The organism is Bradyrhizobium sp. HKCCYLS1011, from assembly GCF_051167795.1.
Classification (GTDB): domain Bacteria; phylum Pseudomonadota; class Alphaproteobacteria; order Rhizobiales; family Xanthobacteraceae; genus Bradyrhizobium.
Genome location: NZ_JBNPTT010000007.1, coordinates 430,216 through 450,616, shown reverse-complemented (window position 1 = coordinate 450,616; position 20,401 = coordinate 430,216). Strand labels below are relative to the sequence as shown.

General features: G+C 62.1%; 18 protein-coding genes. 15 read left to right on the top strand and 3 right to left on the bottom strand.

Features of this window, described 5'->3' with window-relative positions:
• The first annotated feature begins 28 nt into the window (after positions 1 to 28).
• The 11 genes from ACQR1W_RS25225 to ACQR1W_RS25175 all read left to right on the top strand — a co-directional run bounded on the left by ACQR1W_RS25225 (position 29) and on the right by ACQR1W_RS25175 (position 12,312).
• On the top strand, positions 29 to 913 hold the full coding sequence (locus ACQR1W_RS25225) for an intradiol ring-cleavage dioxygenase (protein WP_434853325.1): 885 nt from the start codon (positions 29 to 31) through the stop codon (positions 911 to 913).
• 66 nt (positions 914 to 979) lie between these two features.
• The gene (locus tag ACQR1W_RS25220; RefSeq protein ID WP_434853461.1) at positions 980 to 2,374 is read left to right on the top strand and encodes an FAD-linked oxidase C-terminal domain-containing protein; all 1,395 of its coding nucleotides are present in this window, start codon (positions 980 to 982) and stop codon (positions 2,372 to 2,374) included.
• Positions 2,371 to 3,894 carry a sugar ABC transporter ATP-binding protein gene (locus ACQR1W_RS25215; RefSeq protein ID WP_434853324.1) on the top strand — a complete coding sequence of 508 codons (1,524 nt, stop codon included), beginning with the start codon at positions 2,371 to 2,373 and terminating at the stop codon, positions 3,892 to 3,894. The genes ACQR1W_RS25220 and ACQR1W_RS25215 overlap by 4 nt, the downstream gene beginning before the upstream one ends.
• Positions 3,887 to 4,837 carry an ABC transporter permease gene (locus ACQR1W_RS25210; RefSeq protein WP_434853323.1) on the top strand — a complete coding sequence of 317 codons (951 nt, stop codon included), beginning with the start codon at positions 3,887 to 3,889 and terminating at the stop codon, positions 4,835 to 4,837. Before ACQR1W_RS25215 ends, ACQR1W_RS25210 begins: the two co-directional genes overlap by 8 nt.
• Positions 4,834 to 5,811: an ABC transporter permease gene (locus ACQR1W_RS25205; RefSeq protein ID WP_434853322.1), complete on the top strand. Its 978-nt coding sequence runs from the start codon at positions 4,834 to 4,836 to the stop codon at positions 5,809 to 5,811. Before ACQR1W_RS25210 ends, ACQR1W_RS25205 begins: the two co-directional genes overlap by 4 nt.
• Positions 5,812 to 5,850: 39 nt before the next feature.
• Positions 5,851 to 6,825, top strand: a complete 975-nt coding sequence (locus tag ACQR1W_RS25200; protein ID WP_434853321.1) for a sugar ABC transporter substrate-binding protein — start codon at positions 5,851 to 5,853, stop codon at positions 6,823 to 6,825.
• 75 nt (positions 6,826 to 6,900) lie between these two features.
• Entirely contained in the window at positions 6,901 to 7,188 is a 288-nt protein-coding gene (locus ACQR1W_RS25195) for a YciI family protein (protein ID WP_434853320.1), read from the top strand.
• A gap of 397 nt (positions 7,189 to 7,585) precedes the next feature.
• A complete protein-coding gene (locus ACQR1W_RS25190) occupies positions 7,586 to 9,277 on the top strand; it encodes a PQQ-dependent methanol/ethanol family dehydrogenase (protein ID WP_434853460.1) in 1,692 nt (563 codons plus the stop codon).
• Between the two features lie 144 nt (positions 9,278 to 9,421).
• Positions 9,422 to 10,633 (top strand): c-type cytochrome, encoded by a 1,212-nt coding sequence (locus ACQR1W_RS25185; protein WP_434853319.1) that lies wholly within the window; start codon positions 9,422 to 9,424, stop codon positions 10,631 to 10,633.
• Positions 10,634 to 10,703: 70 nt separating this feature from the next.
• Positions 10,704 to 11,393 (top strand): response regulator, encoded by a 690-nt coding sequence (locus tag ACQR1W_RS25180; RefSeq protein WP_008973300.1) that lies wholly within the window; start codon positions 10,704 to 10,706, stop codon positions 11,391 to 11,393.
• A gap of 211 nt (positions 11,394 to 11,604) precedes the next feature.
• Positions 11,605 to 12,312, top strand: a complete 708-nt coding sequence (locus tag ACQR1W_RS25175; protein WP_434853318.1) for a response regulator — start codon at positions 11,605 to 11,607, stop codon at positions 12,310 to 12,312.
• On the opposite strand, the gene ACQR1W_RS25170 is transcribed toward ACQR1W_RS25175, so the two are convergent.
• Together ACQR1W_RS25170 and ACQR1W_RS25165 are read right to left on the bottom strand one after the other, a co-directional pair.
• Positions 12,307 to 13,659, bottom strand: coding sequence for an ATP-binding response regulator (locus ACQR1W_RS25170; protein WP_434853317.1), 1,353 nt, complete (start codon positions 13,657 to 13,659; stop codon positions 12,307 to 12,309). The genes ACQR1W_RS25175 and ACQR1W_RS25170 overlap by 6 nt on opposite strands.
• Positions 13,656 to 14,828, bottom strand: a complete 1,173-nt coding sequence (locus ACQR1W_RS25165) for an FIST N-terminal domain-containing protein (protein WP_434853316.1) — start codon at positions 14,826 to 14,828, stop codon at positions 13,656 to 13,658. Before ACQR1W_RS25165 ends, ACQR1W_RS25170 begins: the two co-directional genes overlap by 4 nt.
• Positions 14,829 to 15,039: 211 nt before the next feature.
• Here ACQR1W_RS25165 and ACQR1W_RS25160 point away from each other — a divergent pair, with 211 nt between their 5' ends.
• Complete coding sequence (locus ACQR1W_RS25160) at positions 15,040 to 15,411, top strand: c-type cytochrome (protein WP_434853315.1); 372 nt, start codon at positions 15,040 to 15,042, stop codon at positions 15,409 to 15,411.
• Positions 15,412 to 15,976: 565 nt separating this feature from the next.
• Here ACQR1W_RS25160 and ACQR1W_RS25155 read toward each other — a convergent pair.
• Complete coding sequence (locus ACQR1W_RS25155; RefSeq protein WP_434853314.1) at positions 15,977 to 16,825, bottom strand: helix-turn-helix domain-containing protein; 849 nt, start codon at positions 16,823 to 16,825, stop codon at positions 15,977 to 15,979.
• Between the two features lie 480 nt (positions 16,826 to 17,305).
• Here ACQR1W_RS25155 and ACQR1W_RS25150 point away from each other — a divergent pair, with 480 nt between their 5' ends.
• The 3 genes from ACQR1W_RS25150 (at position 17,306) to ACQR1W_RS25140 (ending at position 20,340) form a co-directional block, all read left to right on the top strand.
• On the top strand, positions 17,306 to 19,183 hold the full coding sequence (locus ACQR1W_RS25150; protein WP_434853459.1) for a PAS domain-containing sensor histidine kinase: 1,878 nt from the start codon (positions 17,306 to 17,308) through the stop codon (positions 19,181 to 19,183).
• Positions 19,180 to 19,854, top strand: a complete 675-nt coding sequence (locus ACQR1W_RS25145; RefSeq protein ID WP_434853313.1) for a response regulator transcription factor — start codon at positions 19,180 to 19,182, stop codon at positions 19,852 to 19,854. Before ACQR1W_RS25150 ends, ACQR1W_RS25145 begins: the two co-directional genes overlap by 4 nt.
• Positions 19,855 to 19,959: 105 nt before the next feature.
• Complete coding sequence (locus tag ACQR1W_RS25140) at positions 19,960 to 20,340, top strand: response regulator transcription factor (RefSeq protein ID WP_434853312.1); 381 nt, start codon at positions 19,960 to 19,962, stop codon at positions 20,338 to 20,340.
• The last annotated feature ends 61 nt before the right edge of the window (positions 20,341 to 20,401 follow it).

Genomic DNA, 20,401 nt, shown 5'->3' with positions numbered 1-20,401 from the left:
AACGGACACTCTGAGGAGGAGCCGCGCTTTGCGAAACTTTGACGAGACCACGATCACGACTGCGGTGATCGAGCGCCTGGCGGGCGCACGTGATGCGCGGATCAAAGAGGTGAGCGAGGCACTGGTGCGCCATCTTCATGCCTTCATACGCGAAGTGCGCCCCACCCAGAAGGAATGGGCGGATGGCATCGACTTCCTCACCCGGACTGGCCACATGTGCGACGATAAGCGCCAGGAATTCATCCTGTTGTCGGACACGCTCGGCGTCTCCATGCTGGTCGATGCGATCAATCATCCTATGCCGGAAGGCGCCACGGAAACCACCGTGCTCGGTCCCTTCTTCATCGAAGCCGCGCCCGAAAAACCGAATGGCAGCGACATATCAGGACCGATGAAAGGCGATCCGATGCTGGTCACCGGCTCGGTCTCGGCGGCGGACGGCCGTCCGCTGGCGGGGGTGGTCGTGGACGTCTGGCACTCCGATGATGACGGCTACTACGACGTACAACGGCTTGAGCAGATCGGCGATCTAGCGATGCGCGCGCGATTTCGCACCGCCGCGGACGGCCGCTTCCATTTCTGGTCGATCAAGCCCGCCGCCTACCCGATCCCAAACGACGGCCCGGTCGGCGAGATGTTGGCGGCGCAGGGCCGGCACCCGTGGCGACCGGCTCATGTACATTTCATGATCTCGGCTCCCGGCTTCGAGCAGCTTGTGACGCACGTCTTCGTCGCCGGAGACAAATATCTCGACTCCGATGTCGTGTTCGGCGTCAAGGACAGCCTGGTACGGGACTTTGAACGTCGTCCACCCGGCCGTGCACCGGATGGCCGCATGATGGAGACAGCGTACTTCTACCTCGACTATGATTTCGGCCTGAAGCAGGTTGCGAGCAGCACGCATCCGGCCTAAGCCAGTGAGCGACGGCGAAGGACCGCAAAGAGTCCGGAAGCCATTGAGGAACGAAGGGGAGGAATGATGGGATTGCGGATCAGCGCCGCTGCGTTGGCCGATCGCCTTTCAGACCTGATCGGTCCGCGCGCCAGTGTCGCGCGCGGCGTCCTGGATCAGCACGGCCAGAGCGAATCCTACTACCCGACGTTGCCGCCAGACATCGTCGTATTTCCCGAGACGACGCAGGAAGTCGTCCAGATCGTCCGGCTCTGCGCCGAGGCCGACGCGGCGGTCGTGCCGTTCGGAGCTGGCACGTCTCTCGAAGGCAATGCCGCTTCCGTCGCCGGGGGCGTCTGTTTCGACTTCGCGCGCATGAACAAGGTGCTGTCCGTGCACGACAGCGACATGGACGCCGTGGTGCAGCCGGGCATTACACGCAAGCAGCTCAACGCAGAGCTGCGCGGGACTGGACTGTTCTTCCCCATCGATCCCGGTGCCGACGCTTCGATCGGTGGCATGGCCTCGACGCGCGCGTCCGGCACCATGACCGTACGCTACGGGACCATGAGGGATAACGTTCTCGCATTGGAGGTGGTCCTGGCCGACGGCCGGGTGATCCGCACGGCAAGGCGCGCGCGCAAATCCGCGGCTGGCTACGATCTGACGCGGCTGTTTGTCGGGTCGGAGGGAACGCTCGGCGTGATCACCGAAATCACGTTGAAGCTACATCCGGTGCCGCAGGCGACCTCGGCCGCGACATGCGGCTTCGACAATCTCCACGACGCGGTCGATACCGCGATTGCCCTGATCCAGTTGGCCATTCCAGCCGCCCGGATCGAGCTTCTCGATGACGTGATGATGCGCGGCATCAATGCCTATTCGAAGCTCGGCTATCAGGAAACCCCGACGCTGTTCTTGGAGTTTCATGGCTCGGAGGCTGCTGTCACGGAGCAGGCGCAGACGGCGGAGACGATCGCCCTCGAGCACGGCGGCCGCGGCTTCGCTTGGGCCAAGGCGGCCGAGGACCGCAGCCGCCTCTGGCACGCGCGTGACAATACGCTCTACGCCGGCCTCGGCCTGCGGCCGGGAGCGCGCGCGGTCATTACCGACGTCTGCGTGCCGATCTCCCGGCTGGCTGAATGCCTGACGGAGACGCGCCGGGACGCCGATGAGCATGGCTTCACGGCGCCCATCGTCGGCCATGTCGGCGACGGCAACTTCCACATGCTGATCCTGATCGATCCGGCGAATGAGGACGAGATCGCCGGCGCCAAGGCGTTACAGGCGCGCATGGTCGCGCGCGCGATTGCCATGGACGGAACGTGCACCGGAGAACACGGCGTCGGGCTTGGCAAGATCGACTACCTCCAGGACGAGCTTGGCGACGCCGTCGCCGTCATGCGCTCGGTCAAGGCCGCGCTGGACCCTCACGGTCTGATGAACCCTGGGAAGATCTTTGCCGGCGGAACGCAGCCATGAGCGTGGCAACGCCCATTGCAGCTTCCTCGCCCGCGCCATTGCTGGAATTACGCGGTATCAGCAAGGAATTTCCTGGCGTCAAGGCGCTGGACGACGTGTCGTTTGCCATCCATGCAGGCGAAGTTCACATGCTGCTCGGCGAGAATGGCGCCGGGAAATCCAGCCTCATGAAGATTCTGTGTGGTGCCTATAGCGCCGATGCAGGCGAGTTCTACTACAAGGGCGAGAAGGTTGCGATCACATCGATCGCAGATGCGCAGAAGTTCGGCATTGCCGTGATCTTCCAGGAGTTCTCGCTCGTTCCCTTCCTCGATATCGCACAGAACATCTTCCTCGGCCGCGAGCCGAAAGGCCGGTTGCCCGGGACCATTGACCGCCGCAAGATCCTGACGGACGCGAGGCGCGTGCTCGACACGATTGGTTTCGACATCGATCCGTCGGTCATCGTCGACATGCTCGGCGTCGCGCAGCAACAGATGGTCGAGATTGCGAAGGCGATCAGCCAGAATGCGCGGATTCTGGTGATGGACGAGCCAACGGCAGCGCTGTCCGACCGTGAGGCCGAACTACTGTTCGCGCTGATCGCGCGGCTGAAGGCGGACGGCGTTGCGATCGTCTATATCTCGCACCGCATCGCCGAGGTGTTCGCACTCGGCGACCGCATCACGGTCCTGCGCGACGGCCGTCGCATCGACAATCTCCGCCCGGCCGATGTCACGCCCGACCAGCTCGTTCGCATGATGGTCGGCCGAAGCGTCGATATGACCTATCCCCGCCATTTCGCCGAACGGCCGGGTGAGTTGCTGCTGGAGGTCAAAGGACTGAGTTCAACGACCGGCATCTCCGACGTCAACATCGAGGTCCGACGGGGCGAGATCGTCGGCCTGTGCGGTCTTGTCGGGTCCGGTCGCACCGAGGTGGCCCGTGCGATCTTCGGCGCCGATCCGATCGCCGAAGGCGAGATCATCTTCGACGGTCAACCCGTCTCTGGCGAGCCGGACATCGCCGCCCGTCGCGGCATCGCGCTGATCCCTGAGAGCCGCAAGAGCGAAGGTCTCGCGCTGATGCGCTCGGTTGGCGACAATCTCGTCGTATCGGCACTCAAGAAGCTCTTTCCCAGCGGGCTCTATGATCCACGCGCCGCGCAGCGCACGGCAGACGGGCTGATCCGGCAACTCAGGATCGCTACTCCAACTGCGCGGCAAACGGTCGGTCTGCTCTCGGGGGGCAATCAGCAGAAGGTCGTGATCGGCAAATGGCTGGCGGCCGGCGCGAAGCTGTTCATTTTCGACGAGCCGACGCGCGGGATCGACATCGGTGCCAAAGCCGAGATCTTTGCGTTGATCGACCGGCTGGTCGCCGAAGGTGCCGCGGCCCTGATGATCTCGTCCGAGCAGATCGAGATCTGCCACGTCTGCGACCGCGCCTATGTCATGCGCGAGGGCCGCGTCGCTGGACACCTGACGCGCAGCGAACTGACCGAGGAGAATATCGTGCGGCTGGGGATGCATGATGCCTGACACTGCCGTCATCTCGCAGATCCGTTCATTGCAGCGCACTCCAGGGGTGGCGATCGTCCTGGTGCTACTTATTGGGCTGTTCGGTGCGATCGCGCCGGGCTTTCTGTCGGCCGCGAACCTCGCCAATGTGCTCGTGCAATCGACAATTCTGACCATGCTTGCCTTGCCGATGACCCTGATCATCATGACCGAGGGGCTCGACCTCTCGATGGGCGCGGTGCTCACGCTCACCTCGCTCTGTGTCGCCATCGTCTCCCTCGCAACCAAATCCGCGCTGCTGGGCTTGGGAGCTGCCGTCCTGGTCGGCGCTGCGTTCGGCACCGTCAATGGCTGGCTGGTCGCAATCATCGGAATTCCGCCGTTCGTGGCGACGCTTGCCACGCTCGGGATGGCCCAGGGCCTGTCGCTGATCGTCAGCGACGGCCAGAGCGTGGTCGGCATTCCGCACAGTGTGCGCGACATCTATTCCGCCACTGTGCTCGGCGTACCCGCGCCCATCATCCTGGGACTCGCTAGCTACGGGGTCTTTCACGGCCTGCTCTATCACACCCGGTTCGGCACTTACGTCTTCGCGCTCGGCGGCAATCGCGAGGCGCTCAGATATGCCGGCCTGTCGCCAACACGGCTGCTGATCGCGGTCTACGCGATCGGGGGCACGATGGCCGGTATCGCCGGCCTCCTGATGACCTCACGGATGAATTCGGGGCATCCGACTGCGGGGCTAGGGCTTGAATTCGACGCCATCGCGGCCGTGGCGGTCGGCGGCACCTCGTTCGAGCGCGGCAACGGCTGGCTGCTCGGGACCGTGCTCGGGGTCATCGCCGTGGGCGTGCTGCGCAACGGGCTCAACCTGGTCTCGTTGCCCTCCTCCATTCAGGTCGCCAGCGTCGGTGTGCTCGTCATCGTGGCCCTGTTCCTCGACGGCCTTCGGAGTCGGTCATGACCGACCTCACCAAAGAGACCTTGTTGCCGCCGCGATCCTTCCTATCGCAGAACGCGTCACAAGTGTTCTATCGGTTGCTGGCCGCGCTTCTGATCTGCGCCGCCTTGACGCTTCTCAGCGACTCGTTCCTGAGCCTCGGCAACATCCTCAACGTGCTAAGGCAGGCGAGCCTGACTTTCTTTATCGCATCGGGTCTGACCCTGGTCGTGCTGACCGCCGGCCTCGATCTTTCGGTCGGCGCCAATGTTGCATTGTCGGCCTGTCTTGCCGGCACCGTGATCCATCAAACCGGCTCACCGGCGCTTGGAATCCTGACCGGACTGGTCGTTGGAGGCGTCGTCGGATTCCTGAACGGATTCATGGTCACCGCGCTGCGCATCCCTTCCTTCATCGCCACCTACGGGATGCTATGGGTACTGAACGGCGTCACATACTGGTACATGGCAGGCGAGACGATTCACGGCTTCCCGCCCGGCTTCCGCCAGATCGGCAGCGGCTATTTCCTTGGGCTTCCTGTCCCGGTCTATCTGCTGCTGATCTTTCTCGCCATCGGATCGCTCTTCGCGCAACGCACCATCTGGGGCCAGGAGATCTACGCTATCGGCGCCAATCCGGTCGCAGCGAGACTCTCGGGCATTCCGGTCACGCATCGGCTGTTGCTCGTGTACACCGTGTCAGGGACCATGGCTGGGATCGCCTCCATCATCTTCCTGGCACGGCTCAACTCTGCCGAAGCCGACATCGGCGAGAGCCTGACGCTTCCTGCCATTGCGGCCGTCCTGATTGGCGGCACCTCGCTGTTCGGCGGAATTGGAACCGTCTTTGGTACGTTCATCGGAGCATTGATCCTGACGCTTGTGCTGAATGGTATGAACCTGCTTTCGATCAGCGCGAACTGGCAGCCGCTTGTCACCGGAATCATTGTGATCGTTGCGGTCTGGCTCGACATGAAGACCCGACGCCCGGCGCAATGAGCTTGTAAGAAAACTCAAAAAATGAGGGATGGAAATAAGATGAAACATCGAATGACGCGCTGCCTCGCTCTGTCATTTCTGATCATGGCGGCCTCGACACAGGCCCGCGCGGACGGCGAAACGATTGCGGTCTTCACGAAGAACCAGACAAATCCATTCTTCCAGACCGTCCGTGTCGGCGCGGACAACATGGCAAAGGCGCTAAACGCCAAGATCCTCCACTACATTCCGACGAAACCGGACTCGATCCCGGAGCAGCTCAGCCAGATCGAGGACGTCGTGGTGAAGAAACCGAGCGCCATTGTCTTCACCCCGGTCGACTACAAGGCGATGGTACCCGGAGTCGAGAAGATCAATGAGGCCAAGATTCCTGTCGTCAACATCACCGACCGTTCCGCCGGGGGCAAATTCGTCTCTTTCGTAGGCGCCGACGACTACAGTCTTGGTCTGGAGACTGGGCGTTTCCTACTCAAGGCGCTCGGTGGCAAAGGCAACGTCGTCATCATTGAAGGCGTCAAGGGCTCCCTCACCAACGTCGATCGCGTACGCGGATTCAATGACGCCCTCAAAGAAACGCCCGGAGTGAAACTCCTGGCTTCGCAGCCCGGCAACTACCAACGCCTGCAGGCCTTGCAGGTGATGGAAAATCTGATGCAGTCCAATTCACAGATCGACGGTGTGCTCGCCGCCAACGATGCCATGGCCATCGGCGCCATCGAGGCGCTGGACGGCGCGAATCGCAAGGCCCTCGTCATCGGCATCAACGGCACCAAGGAGGCGGTCGACGCGATCAAGTCGGGCAAGCTGCTCGCCAGCGGTGACTATAACGGCTTCGCTCAGGGCTGCCTCGGTGCCATGATGGCCATCCGCACGCTTCGCGGTCAGCCGGTCGTCAGTGAGATCGTGCTGAAGCCGACCGTCATCACGAAAGAGAACTATCAGCCGTTCGATATTTCGCTGGAACAGCGGACGTGTCCGACCTTCGAAGACGCAAGCAAGCTCGGCGCGAAATAGCGAGCCCGTGTTCCCGTCAACGTGGAGAACGGCTGTCGGCTGGGAGCCGTCCCCACATCAGTCGCGGAGAGACTCATGCTTTTTGCCATCCACGCCCTCGACCGTTCCGGCGCGCTTCCGGTCCGGCTCGCCAACTACGATGCACACAAGGCTTACCTCAGCGACAGCTCTCGCCATGCCGTCGCGATCGTCATGTCCGGCCCGCTGGTTTCCGACGACGGTTCGAAGATGATTGGAAGCCTGTTCGTGGTCGAAGCCCCCGGACGCGCCGAGGTCGAAGCGTTCAATCGCGCCGACCCCTTTGCCGCAGCAGGCATCTGGGAAACCGTTACCATCACCGGATTTCTCCGGCGCCAAGGCTGATGCGACCGACCAAAATGGAGTGATCCGATAGATTTTTCGTTCGGGCCGCGAGAGCATTAGGGCAATTGGTCGGGGACTTATATTGGTCGAGACGAGCGTCCGTTAGAACCGGCCGGAGCCCCCTTCCCGGGTCCTTCGACCGATCTCGCGAGCCCCCGGCGTGCCGCTCTGGACATCAGAGATCCCGACAAGCTTATGAAAAATCATGAAAATCAGCAATAAACGCTGACCTATCGGCCTACTACCTTCCGCCTATGAGAGCCTGACAGAGGTGGTGGTGTAATTCACCCGATGCTTGCAGCGCGACTGCACATCGAGGCTTGGCGCGGCGCGCGCCACACGACCACAACAAAGACAAATGCGGAGGGAACTGATGAATTTCACGAGCAGGAGATTCTTGGCTGGCATCTCGACGGTTGCCTTCCTTGTGGCCGGCACCATTGGTGTCCGCGCCAATGACTCGGCGCTGAAGGCGACCAGCGAGCCCGGGGCCTGGGCAATGGCGGGCCATGATTACGGCAACACCCGGTTCAGCCCGCTCAAGGAGATCAACGCGGACAACGCTGGCAAGTTGTCGCTGGTCTACTCGTTCTCGCTGGCCTCGCTGCGCTCGAACGAGGCCTCGCCCATCGTGATCGGCAACACGCTCTATGTTTCGACCTCATGGGGTCCGAAATACGTCTATGCGCTGGATGCCGCGACCGGCGCGCGCAAATGGACCTATGAGCCGGATATTCCTGACGATGTGCTGCAATTTGCCTGCTGCGACGTCAACAACCGCGGCATCTCCTATGCCGACGGCAAGCTCTTCGTCGGCCGGCTCGACGGTAAGCTGACCGCGCTCGATGCCGCGACCGGCAAGGAGCTGTGGACGTCAAAGGTCGTCGACTACAAGCAGGGCTCGGTGATCACCTCGCCGCCACTGGTCGTGCGCGACAAGGTCATCACCGGCTTCGGCGGCGGCGAGTATGGCGTGCGCGGTTCGCTGCAGGCCTTCGACATCAACTCCGGCAAGGTGCTGTGGCAGACCTACACGGTCCCAGCTCCCGGCCAACCCGGCAGCGAGACCTGGAAGGGCGACACCGGCCTGCACGGCGGCGGAGCGGCATGGCTGGTCGGCTCCTATGATCCGAAGAGCGACACCGTCTATTGGGGCACCAGTAATCCCGGTCCCTGGAATACCGCTGTGCGCTCAACCGGCAATGGTGATTTCGGCAAGCTGACTAATCTCTACACCGCGTCCACGCTGGCGCTCGACCCGAACACCGGCAACATCAAGTGGCACATCCAGACCACCCCCGCCGATGCCTGGGACTATGACGGCGTCAACGAAGCCATCCTCGCCGACCTGAAGATCGGTGGCGCGGCGGTTCCGACGCTGATGAAGGCCGACCGCAACGGCTTCTTCTTCGTGGCCAACCGTGAAACCGGCAAGGTGATCTCAGCCGAGAAGTACGTCTTCGCCAACTGGGCACAGAAATGGGACACTTCGACCTTGCGCGCGGTCGAGGACCCGGACAAGCGGCCGGGCCCCGGACATCCCGTCAAGGACGTCTGTCCGAACCTGATCGGCGGCAAGAACTGGCAGCCGATGTCGTACAATCCGGAGACCGGCCTGGTCTACATCCCGGCCAACAATGTCTGCATGGACTGGGCGGTCAGCGACGTCTCCTACAAGCGCGGCGTGTTCTATCTCGGTGCGGAATTCCCGACCAAGGAAGGTCCCGGCGGCTTCCTCGGTGAGCTCATTGCCTGGGATCCCGTGAACAACAAGAAGGTCTGGTCCATCCAGGAAGACCTTCCCTTCAACGGAGGCACGCTCACCACCGCAGGCGGCCTGGTCTTCTCTGGCAATCTGCACGGCGATTTCCGCGCCATCGATGCCAAGTCCGGAAAGATCCTCTGGAAGCGCAATCTGGGCTCGGGCATCGGCGCGGGTCCGGTGACCTACTCGGTGGACGGCAAGCAGTACGTTGCCGTGGTCGTCGGGCGCACTGCCTCGATCCCGGCCTTCCTGGGCGAGATCGGCAAGAAGATGACGAACGCGGCTCCGGAGGGCGGCGCCTTGTTCGTCTTCGCAGTCCAATAACCGCAACGGCCACGACCGAAGCGCGTGTCCCCGGAATCGGGACACGCGCACCGTCCGGCCTGTCCGCCTGAACGAAGAGCACCGCACGGCCGCCAGGACCGAGCTCTTCCGAACAAGCAAGATAACAAGATCGAGGGATCGAGGATGCGCCTGAATCGTCGTCAGACTGGCTCGAACTGGCAGGCCGCCGCCGAATTGTCAGCACGTGTGACGACCTTCGTCGCATTGATGGCCTCCACCCTGCTGGCATCGTCTGCTGCAGGATTCGCAAACGAGGCGGACCCGCTACGGCTTTGCGCGGATCCGACCAATCTTCCCTTCTCGAGCGACAATCCATCGCAGCCGGGATTTTATCTCGAGGTCGGCCAAGCCCTGTCGCAGCAGCTCGGCCGCCCCGTGACCTACGACTGGTACAAATCCTATTTCGGCAAGCGGACCGTACGCGTGACGCTGCTGGGCAAGCAGTGCGACGCGATGATAGGCCTGCCGCTGTCCTCGGATTTCATGGGACCAACGGTGATCTTCTCGAAGAAGATCACGACCGAAACCTATGCGCTTGTCAGCCGAGGAACGCTCGTCGTCAGCAGCATCGACGATCTCCGGGGCAAGCGCGTCGCGGTGCAATATCAGACCACGCCGCAAAATCTGCTGGCCGAGCGCGAGGACATCGAGAAGGTCACCGTGCTGACGCCGGACGAGGGCATGATGGCTCTCGCCCAGGGCAAGGTCGATGTCGCTTTCGTCTGGGGACCGGTCGCGGGCTGGCTTAACAAGACGACCTACGAAAGTCGTTTCCGGATCCAGCCGGTCGAAGGCACTGGTCTGTCCTGGGATGCTGCGATCGGCTTCGCCAGAACCTCCACGCAGTTGCGCGACCAGATCGACGCGGCTTTGCCGCAGCTCGGACCACGGATTGCCGAGCTGGCTGCCAAATATGGGCTACCGAGCGATCCGCCGATCAGGCTCGGCGCCGCGCCGAGCCTGATCAAACTGGCCTCGCTCGCAGGTCCTGCTCAGCTCCTCCGACAGCCTGCTGCTGAACCTTCAGTGATCAGGGTTTCGGAAGCCAATGCGACCGATCCTGGCGCCGAGATGATGACCGCCGGCAAAGAAATCTTCAACGGGACCTGCGCCCATTGTCACGGACCCGATGCCGTGCAGGCGGAACGCCGGATCGACCTGCGACGGCTGCGAACCCGCTACGGCGAGGACATGCGTGATAAATTCTGGACCACGGTGCATGAGGGCCGCCCCTCCAAAGGTATGCCAGCATGGAAGGAGGTCTTTACCGACGACCAGTTCGAGAGCATCTATACGTTCCTGCTGACGGTGCAGTCGCCGGAAACGACGAATTGAAGCAGGCAGGTACCGCCGGTCGAATCTGCCGGTCACCCGAAGTCTGCCGACGATACGAGCGAGGTCGGGAATGACGCGCTTTCTGATCATCGATGATCATCCGCTGTTTCGCGAGGCTCTCGGCAACGCCGTGCGCCTTGCGCATCCGCAGGCGGAGATCTTCGAGGCGGTCTCGATTGCCGATGCACTTCACGTCCTCGCTTCCGACCCCGGAATTGATCTGGCCCTGCTCGACCTGACGCTGCCTGATGCGGCTGGTTTCGCAGGCTTCCTGCGGCTGCGCGCAAGTCATCCGCGGCTTCCGGTCGCGATCGTGTCGAGCGACGAGGATCAGAATATCGTGCGCGAGGCGCTCTCGCTTGGCGCTGCCGGCTATTTGCCGAAATCGACCTCGAAGCGCGAACTGACGTCTTCGATTGAACGCGTGCTCAGCGGCTCCATCTCGGTTCCGAAAGACTTCGTACCCACGGCCGAACGCGATGGCGATCGCTCCGCGCGCGCGTTGCAGGCGCGCCTTGAACAGCTGACGCCTCAGCAGCTCCGTGTTCTGGACTTGATCAGGCGAGGCTACCAGAATCGGGAAATCGCCACCGAACTGCGGCTCGCGGAATCGACCATCAAAGCGCACATCACCGAAATACTGCGAAAACTCCGGCTGTTCAGCCGCAACAAGGCCGTGATCGAAATCGGTAAGATCGAACTGCTCCTTCCGACAGGGCGCCAGGGATCGAGGACCACTCTACGCGGAAAGCAGCAGTAGCTCACGCTCCGGAAACGGGCGACCTACGAACTCATGCCAGTCGGACGTCCCGATATCGATCGGCGCATGATCATCGATCTGGACCAAAAAACGGCATCAATGGTGCCCCGGCTTTGACAATCATATCGGTTTGCCGCAAGCTCTTTTGCGAAAGTTGGATCCGCCACACCAGAAAAACAGGATCTTCGACCTGGCCGGGGGGTGAAGGCAAGTGGCTCGATTGCTGATCATCGAGGACCATCCTCTCTTTCGCGAGGCGTTGGAGAACGCAATCCGCGTCACCCTGCCCGATGCCGAGCTGTCCGAGGCGACGTCCATCGACATGGCCGCCGATCGTCTGTCATCCGCGCCGGGCTTCGACCTGATCCTGCTCGACCTCTCGATACCCGGCACGAGCGGACTATCCGGCCTTCTTCGCATCCGCAAGACCGCGCCGCGGACGCCGGTCCTCGTAGTTTCAGCGCATCAGGACCCGAAGCTCGTCGCCCATGTCCTCTCTCTGGGAGTCGCCGGGTACATCTCGAAATCGACATCGAAGGAGCAGCTGGCTGATGCGATCAGAGGCGTCCTGCGCGGCGATGTCCACGTTCAGGGCAGCGCACTCAGCCCCGCGAGTGCGCGCCGGGTCAGGCTTCCTGCTCGAGATCTGTTGAAACGTCTTCACGAATTGACACCGCAGCAGCTGCGGGTGCTCGACATGATCCGCTGCGGATTGCAGAACAAGCAGATCGCCTATGAATTGGCGATCTGCGAGACCACGGTGAAGGTCCACGTTTCGGAGATCTTGCGAAAGCTCCAGGTCATGAGCCGGACCAAGGCCATCATCGAGATGGAAAGGATCGATTTCGTGAACCTGATCGGCGAGACGCGTAGCCGCGCGCCGGTTCATGCCCGCGGAAATGACACCGAGCGCTCATGACAACAGGAACGACAACAAAGCGCGAAGCTCCGCTGGCCTGATCGGCTTGGTCAGAACTTCGAGCCCGTACAAGCTCGCTTCCTTGGCCGCAGCTTCGGAATAATCCGCGGTCACGATCATGGCCGCAACATCTCGGCCGAGGAATTGCCTGATGTCCCGGATGGCCGCAAGCCCACTCTCGTCGCCGTCCAGGTGGAGGTCCGCAATGATCGTCTCGGGAACCGCGCCGAGCGCACTCAAGCGCTGCAAAGCGTCCTTCGACGACACCGTCGCCACGACGTCGCAGCCCCATTTTTCCAGCAGACTGACCATGGCCTCTGCGGTGGCGAGGTCGTTTTCGATCAGCAGGATCTTGGCACCTTCGAGCCCGCTATAGTCGTGGTCGACGTGATCCGCAGGATGCAAATCCCGCGGCACCGCTGCCGGGTCCGCCCGGTCAAGCTCGAGCTTGAATGTCGATCCGTGGCCAACCCGTGAAGCCAGCCTGACCTCATGATCCAACGCTTTGGCGAAGCGACGGACGATCGACAGGCCGAGTCCAAAGCCGGCCTGGTCCTCAGCGCCCGGCTGACCGCGCTGGAATTCGAGAAAGATCGCTTCCTGTTGCGGTTCGGGAATGCCCGGGCCGGTGTCGTACACCTCGATGCGAACACGGCTGGACCCCGGCCCCAGCCGACACCCCATGATCACGCCACCTCGCCGCGTGTAACGCAGAGCGTTGGCGAGGAGATTCTGCAAGATGCGACGCAACATTAAAGCATCCGAGAACACGGCGACAGCGCATGGACAGATCCGCAAGGATAGCCCGCGCTTTGCCGCGATGGGAGCGAACTCGCGTTCGAGCGGCTCGAACAGGGTCGAGAGCAGAATGGGGCGTACATCCGGATGCAAGGCTCCGGCGTCCAGCTTGGCAATCTCGAGCAGGGATCGCAGCAGATCCTCGAGCATTGCCAGCGAGTGGTCGACTTGGCCGACCATGGTTATTCCGCGATCGGACGGGACCTCGTCCGCCAAGGTCGAAAGCGTCAGCCGTGCGGCGTTGAGCGGCTGAAGCAGATCATGCGTCACGGAGATCAGAACCGAAGATTTCAAGGAGCTGGCCGCTTCGGCCTGCTGCTTAGCCCGGAAGAGGTCCTGATTGGCCGTTTCGATCGAATGCAGCGCATCCCGCAGCTGCCGCGTCCGTTCGCGGACCTGCTGATCGAGCGCGATCGCCGTTTCGAACAGTGAAAACGCGTTGAACTGCTGGTCCATCGAGCGTTCGACGCGGGACATCAGCGCGGCGTTGATCTTCCTGAGCTTGGCCGCCTCACGCTGCAGCTCTTCCGGGGAGCCGGTCGCGGTCATTGCGCCGCACCGGTGCGCTTGCCGATCGCGACGCCCGTCAGCGTCTGATTGACGTGCATCGAACCATATTGCTCGCCATATGTATGGAATCCAACGATCCGGTTGTCGCGATAGAGCTCGGACATTTCCCGCGCGAACTGATGCTGCTCCGCATCGAGACGCCTGAGGATGCACTCGAAACCGATAAAGATCGAAACCTCGCCGATCTCGCCGCGAACCTCGGCCAGCATCTCGCGGGCGGCGGCCACCGAGTTGCGGGACCTGGCAGCGGTCAGCACCATTCCTTCGTCGATCGCGCAGAAGAACCGGAGCGAGCCATCCGGGCTGACGCGCTGAATCGAGCGCGCGAAATAAGAACCGCCGACACGCACCAGCACGGGATGGGCTGCAAACAGGAACGGGTCGAGCTCGGAATCCACGATACCGACCGCGCGACAATATTCCTCCGCCGCCGGCTCAGCATTGAGCTGCTTGACGATACGCTGCTCGAGATCGGCTTCCGTCACCACCATCTTGACCGAGGTCGGCTCGAAATTGTCGCACTTGAACAACCGAAACGGCAATGACGTCCTAATCAGAATCAACACCGCCATATCGGTATGAGCTTTGCCGTCGTGGAAAACCCAGGTGCGCCCGAAGCGCAGACCGTCGCCAGCCGACCCGCCGACCAGAGGAATATTGTCGAGTGAGGCATAAATCGCCGACATGATCGCCTCTTCCCGCTGGCACATGCCGTCGATCAGGACCAGCCCGAACACGCCTTCGTTGTCGCGAGCACCGTGCCGGGACAGCTCCTGCCTCAACTGGTTGCCCAGGCGGCGCCCTTCATCGACGCGAAAGCCCGACAACCCGAAGATGGGCTGTGCGAACACGGTGAAATCATCTGCTGCAAAGGCGAGAGCAACGACGCTGTTGTCCTCCCACCCATCCGGCGAGAGCTCTCCCGCCGTCGTACAGCCATACACGGGGACGCCCGCAAGACGCGTCGTCATCTCCGCCATAAATTCGTTCGGATCATAATGGGGCGACAGGAAGATCAGCACCATAGCCAAGCCGTCGGCCGACAATTGGTCATAGATGTCAGCCGCCGCCGCGGCCTCCGTCATGGCCTTCGACTTTGCAGCAATCACGCCAGACGGGCGCGCAGGCCGAGAATCGGCGTCTCCCACCAAATACCTCCCAGAACAACACGTTGGATTTCGTGCTGGTTTTCGTTCGTTCTTCGAAGAATAGGCGAATTAAGCCGCAACGGCAACGAGGTGGCTTGATCCAGAACAAGGACTCGGGCCTGGCTTTTGTCCGATCATCTGCGCGGGTCTGCTGACCGGCACGGCGCGGGGCTTGTCGGCGCCGCTCCGGGTCAAAAAGGAAGGGATTCGCATGCTCCTTCGCATCGTTCTTATTGTTGTTTTCGCAGGTCTCGCCTCGAGCGCAACGGCGCTGGACGGGGACCCCGTCGCTGGGAAGAGCATCTTCCAGCGCATCTGCCAGAACTGCCACTCTCCCGAGATCGGCATCAACAAGGTCGGCCCGAGCCTCTGGAACATCGTCGGACGCCCGCCGGCGGCCGTACCGGATTACGCCTATTCCGAAGGCATGAAGACCAACAAGACGCCTTGGACCGCCGCGGCATTGGATACTTACATCGCCGATCCGCGCGGAGACGTCCACGGCGTCAAGATGTACTTCAAGGGGTTGGCGGACGGGAAGGATCGAGCCGACGTCGTCGCCTATCTGTCGACGTTGAAATAGCGGGACCTGGGGCATCAAGAACTACGGGTTCGCATTGTTCCTAGCCCGCACGCTGGTCAAGCTCGTCCCGATCTTCGCGGGCCTGATCCTTGGATGCTACATGTTCAAGTTCCACCCGCCATCATGCTCGGTGCCTGCGCCGGCGCCCGCTCGACCACGGCCGCGCTTGGGGACTTTGCAGAAGGTCGCAAAGAGCAATATCCCCGGTCGTTTGCTACATACGGGCTATGCCGTGTCCCGCCTCGTGATGGCTTTGCTGACGATCTTCGTCGTCAATGCCTTCTAACGCCGCACCTCTCATGCCGTCGCGATCTCCGGAGGGCGGTGGCATGAACGTCATCGAAACCTTCTATCCGCCCGCCAGCAACAGGAGCCGCAGCAACGGTCTTGCAGAAATCGAAGGTGAAGCGACCGTACATCAGGCTTGAACCCGGCTCCGACGAGGCCAGGCGACATGAGTTGCCAAGAATACGAGCGATCTCGAGCATCTCCATCAGCTCATGGCGGATCAAGGCTGAATGAATTCCGATCAACGGCAGCATCAACGTCTGAATTCCAACGCTCGTCATGACAGGTTGCCTCTTGCGCGCGGCTGCGGCATGCTCTGCGCGAGATGGGCGCTCCGCCATTGATACGGCGTATCGCCCACGAAGCGTTTGAACACCGTTGTGAAGTGCGCCTGGGTCTGAAAGCCGACTGTCAAGGCGACATCGACGAGCGAGATGTCGGCTCGTTTGAGCAGCTCCTGGGCGCGCTCGATCCGCCTCTTCAGCAAGTAGTCATGAGGCCGCAGGCCAGTAGCCGCCCGGAACTGCGCGGCGAAATGCATCCGACTCAGCCCCGCGACGGTGGCCAGGTCCTGCAGCGCGATCTTGGCGCTCAGATTGTCATCAATGTATTGTAGGACGCGCCTGAGGCGCCATTTCTGCAGCGAGCGCACGGTCCGACCGGCTTGGTCTTCGCGGTGCTCGCTGGCCGCTTCGGTTTCCGTGCATCTGACAATGGTCTGTTGGCAGAACTTTCGGGTGAGGATGGCGAGACGCAACGCGTCGGCCAGAATGGCCGAATGGGGTTCGCGCATGGCTTCGGCTGCCGCGAGTGCATCGGACAGACGCTGCATCACCGGGTCCGGAAATTCCTCAGCAGCAAACGGCAGCTCAGTCTCCCCGGAAACACCCGCAAGGCGTTTGGCGGAAACTCTGAAATGGGGCATGCCGTCGACACGTTCCCCGACACCAGCCACCTGCGCTTCGACCGCCAGGTCCAGATGAACGAGCGAGAGCGTCATCCCGTCCTCATCAAATCCGCCGGAGATTTTCGACAGGCTGGGCCGGCGGCGATGAAGTCGCGCGACGTCGATCGAGCGAACGACACGATCCTCGGCGCTTTGCTGGGGTGATATCTGCAGCGACATCGTCGAATCTCCTTGTCCCGTTATTGGCCGGGCAGAGCCTTGCTGGCTCGTCCGGATGTAACGGGGGCAAAGTAATCCGCTGATCCGCGCGCTCCATTCTACGCGCGGTTGCGCCACTAGATTCTCGGGTTGGCCGTGTCATACTCAGGTATGATCGCAGCATGCCCCTCCGGCCCGGCGACCGATAAATACGGTTCCGCCCAGAACCAAGCATCCGCGCCTTGATAGCCTGCGGTAAGGTGACGCGCCCTCCGCGACTGCCGTGCAAATCGCTGCATCACAGAGTGGCCTGTTTTTCCTTCAAAATGCGCTTTGCCAGCAATTCGGAGCAAATCCAGCCAACGCCGAAGTCTTTCAAGAGCGCACGAAAAACATCTTCAATAGATGTTGTCGGAGCGATCAAATCGCGGCATCAACGCGATTGGAATGGGAAGAATAACAGCCATCGACGATACGATTGATCGAGCCACGGGTTCATCCATGAGCCGCACCGGCTTGCGATTCTGCTCCGCGGCCCTCGCCTTTACGGTGTTTCTTGTCGACGTCCTCACGCCACTTGAGGGCGCCATCGCGGTTCTTTACGTCGTAGCTATCCTGCTCGCGGCCAGGACAAATCGGCGCAATGACATCATGGTCGCCGCTGCAGCCTGTGTTGTCCTGACGATCACCGCCTATTCCGCATCGCACGGCTTGGAACCCGTGGCTTCGCCCGCCCTGCGCGCGCTGGTGAGCCTTGCGGCGATTGCCATCACGACTCTGCTTGCGCTCCAGAACCAGGCCGCGACGAACCGGCTCGCGGCCCAGGCCCGTCTCCTGAACCTCTCGCATGATATGATATTCGTCAGGGATCGGCGTGGCGTTATCACCTTCTGGAACAAGGCCGCAGAACAGACCTATGGGTGGGTCGCGGAAGACGCGGTCGGGCGGATCGCCGACGAGCTTCTGCAGACGGCGTATCCCGAGAAACGAGATCTGATAGAGTCCCACCTGCTCGATGCTGGCCGCTGGGAGGGCCGGATCGAGCAGCGGACGAAAACTGGCGCAGCGATCGCCGTCGACGCCCGATGGGCCCTGCAGCGAGACCATCTTGGCAAGCCGGTCGGGGTGCTCGAAACTCATACCGACGTCACCGATCGCGTAGCAGCGCACGCTGCGCTGGTGCAGAGCGAGCGGCGATATCGCCGCATGTTCGACGCAAGCCGGATCGGGGTGGTCGAAGAGGATTGGACCGGCGTTCGAACGGCGCTGAGATCTTTGGCCACCGGTGGCGCCGATCTTCGCGACTATCTGCTGCGAAACCCCGATTTCGTGCGGCACGCTCGGCGCCTTGCCAACATCACCGACGTCAATCCGGCCCTTCAAAGGATGGTGGGGGCGAACGGCCCCTCCGCGTTTATTGAGAACGCCGACAAGTTTCTTGGAGACGACGATCGGAGTTTCATCGACGCCTTGGTCGCCTTCGCAGAGGGAGAGCCGTTCTACGAAGGCGAGACGGAGCTCGTCAGCCTGAACGGGCACAAGGTTCCCGTGCTGTTTACCATCACCTTTCCGGCCGGGCCCGCTGAGGATCGCAACGTGCTTGCTTTTGTGGTCGACATCACCGAGCGCCGACAATCGCAGGACGCGCTGCTTGCGGCGCAGGCGGAACTCGCTCACGCCGCACGCGTCGCCACCCTCGGCGAGCTCACTGCCTCGATCGCCCACGAAGTCAATCAGCCGCTCGCAGCGATTGTCACCGGTGGTGAAGCCGGCTTGCGGTGGTTGCGACGCGACGTCCCCAATCTGGACGAGGTGGCAAGTGCAATTACCCAGGTCGTGGCCGAAGGCCGACGCGCCAGCGAGATCGTCACCCGCATCCGGGCCTTTCTGAAGAAGAGACCGGCCCAGCAGGACATGCTGCAAATCACCGAGATCATCAAGGAGGCGGCACTGCTGGTCGCGCGCGAACTTGCGATGGACGACATCGTTCTGACCATCGAGACCGAACCCGGCTTGCCCCCCATTCGGGGCGACCGGATCCAGCTTCAGCAGGTGCTCGTCAATTTGCTCGTTAATGCCGGCCAGGCCATGTCGGGTCAGAGCGGCCCTCGCATCATCACGCTTTACGCCGGCGTCGCCGAGGGCGGGAACCTTTCCGTCACGGTGAGAGACAATGGCCCGGGCATCGCGCCCGATGACCTGCCGCGCCTGTTTGCCCCATTCTTCACGACCAAGCCGGGAGGAATGGGGATGGGGCTTGCGATCTGCCGAACGACGGTAGAAGCTCACGGCGGCCGTTTATCGGCAGACAGCACGCCCGGCGCGGGTGCGACATTCCGCCTGACGTTGCCTGCCCTCCAAGAACACGCCTCGTCATGACACGACCGATCGAAGAACAGCATCCGCCGGCCAAATCCTTAAGCTCGGTCGTCATCATCGTCGATGACGACGCGGGGATTCGTTCGTCGCTCGACAGCCTCTTCCGATCCGTCGGCCTCGAAACCCGCCTGTTCGGCTCGCCGGCTGAACTGCTTGGGGGCGCGCTGCCCGACCGCCCCGGCTGCATCGTGTTGGACGTCCGACTTCCGGGCGTAAGCGGGCTCGATCTGCAGGGGCAACTGACCCGACAGGGCATCAGATATCCGATCATCTTCATGACCGGCCATGGGGACATCCCAATGTCAGTGCGCGCCATGAAGGCCGGCGCCGTCGATTTTCTCTCCAAGCCGTTTCGCGATCAGGACATGCTGGACGCGGTCACGGCGGCGCTGGCCCGGGATGCGCAGAGCCGGGCTGAAGCCGCAGCGCAGGAGGACATCCGCGCCCAGTACGAGACATTGACAGCGCGTGAGCGCGAGGTGATGGGCTATGTCACCGCCGGGCTTATGAACAAGCAGGTGGCCGGCCTGATCGGGCTGAGCGAGATCACGGTCAAGATCCACCGCGGGAACGTCATGCGCAAAATGAACGTTCGCTCGTTCGCCGATCTCGTTCGCAAGGCCGAGGCGCTCGGGATTTCTCCGCCCCGCAAAACGACGGAGCAAACCTGAGTATAGTTTCGGCTTGGGCTTTCGGGGTGCATAAGGCCCTACCGACCGCGTATCGGGAGATATCCTCCTTTCCTTGCGGAAGCACGGCGGTCAGGAACTGCGCCAATGGCCAAGCCGACCATAATTGCAATCGTCGACGACGACGAAGGCGTTCGCAGATCGCTTGCGAGCCTGATCCGTTCGCTCGGCTATGAGGCGTACACGTACGAGTCCGGCGTCGACTTCCTGCAGCAGCCGCCGGAAGATGACCCGGCATGCATGATCGCCGATATTCAAATGCCAGTAATCACCGGGGACGAATTGCAGGCACGGCTTGTTGCCTCTGGCCGTCGCTTCCCGGTCATCTTCATGACGGCCTTTCCCAGCGAATCCGTCCGCCAGCGCGTGATGGCGGCTGGAGCGCATTGCTATCTCGGCAAACCATCCACCGGTGACGAAATCATCCGGTGCCTTGAAGAGGCGCTGTCGGCTCACCCGCCGCGATAGTCCGTCCTCGGGGCGAACCGCGCGGCGCCCTTTCTCCGGGACCCGCCGTGCATTCTCGTAA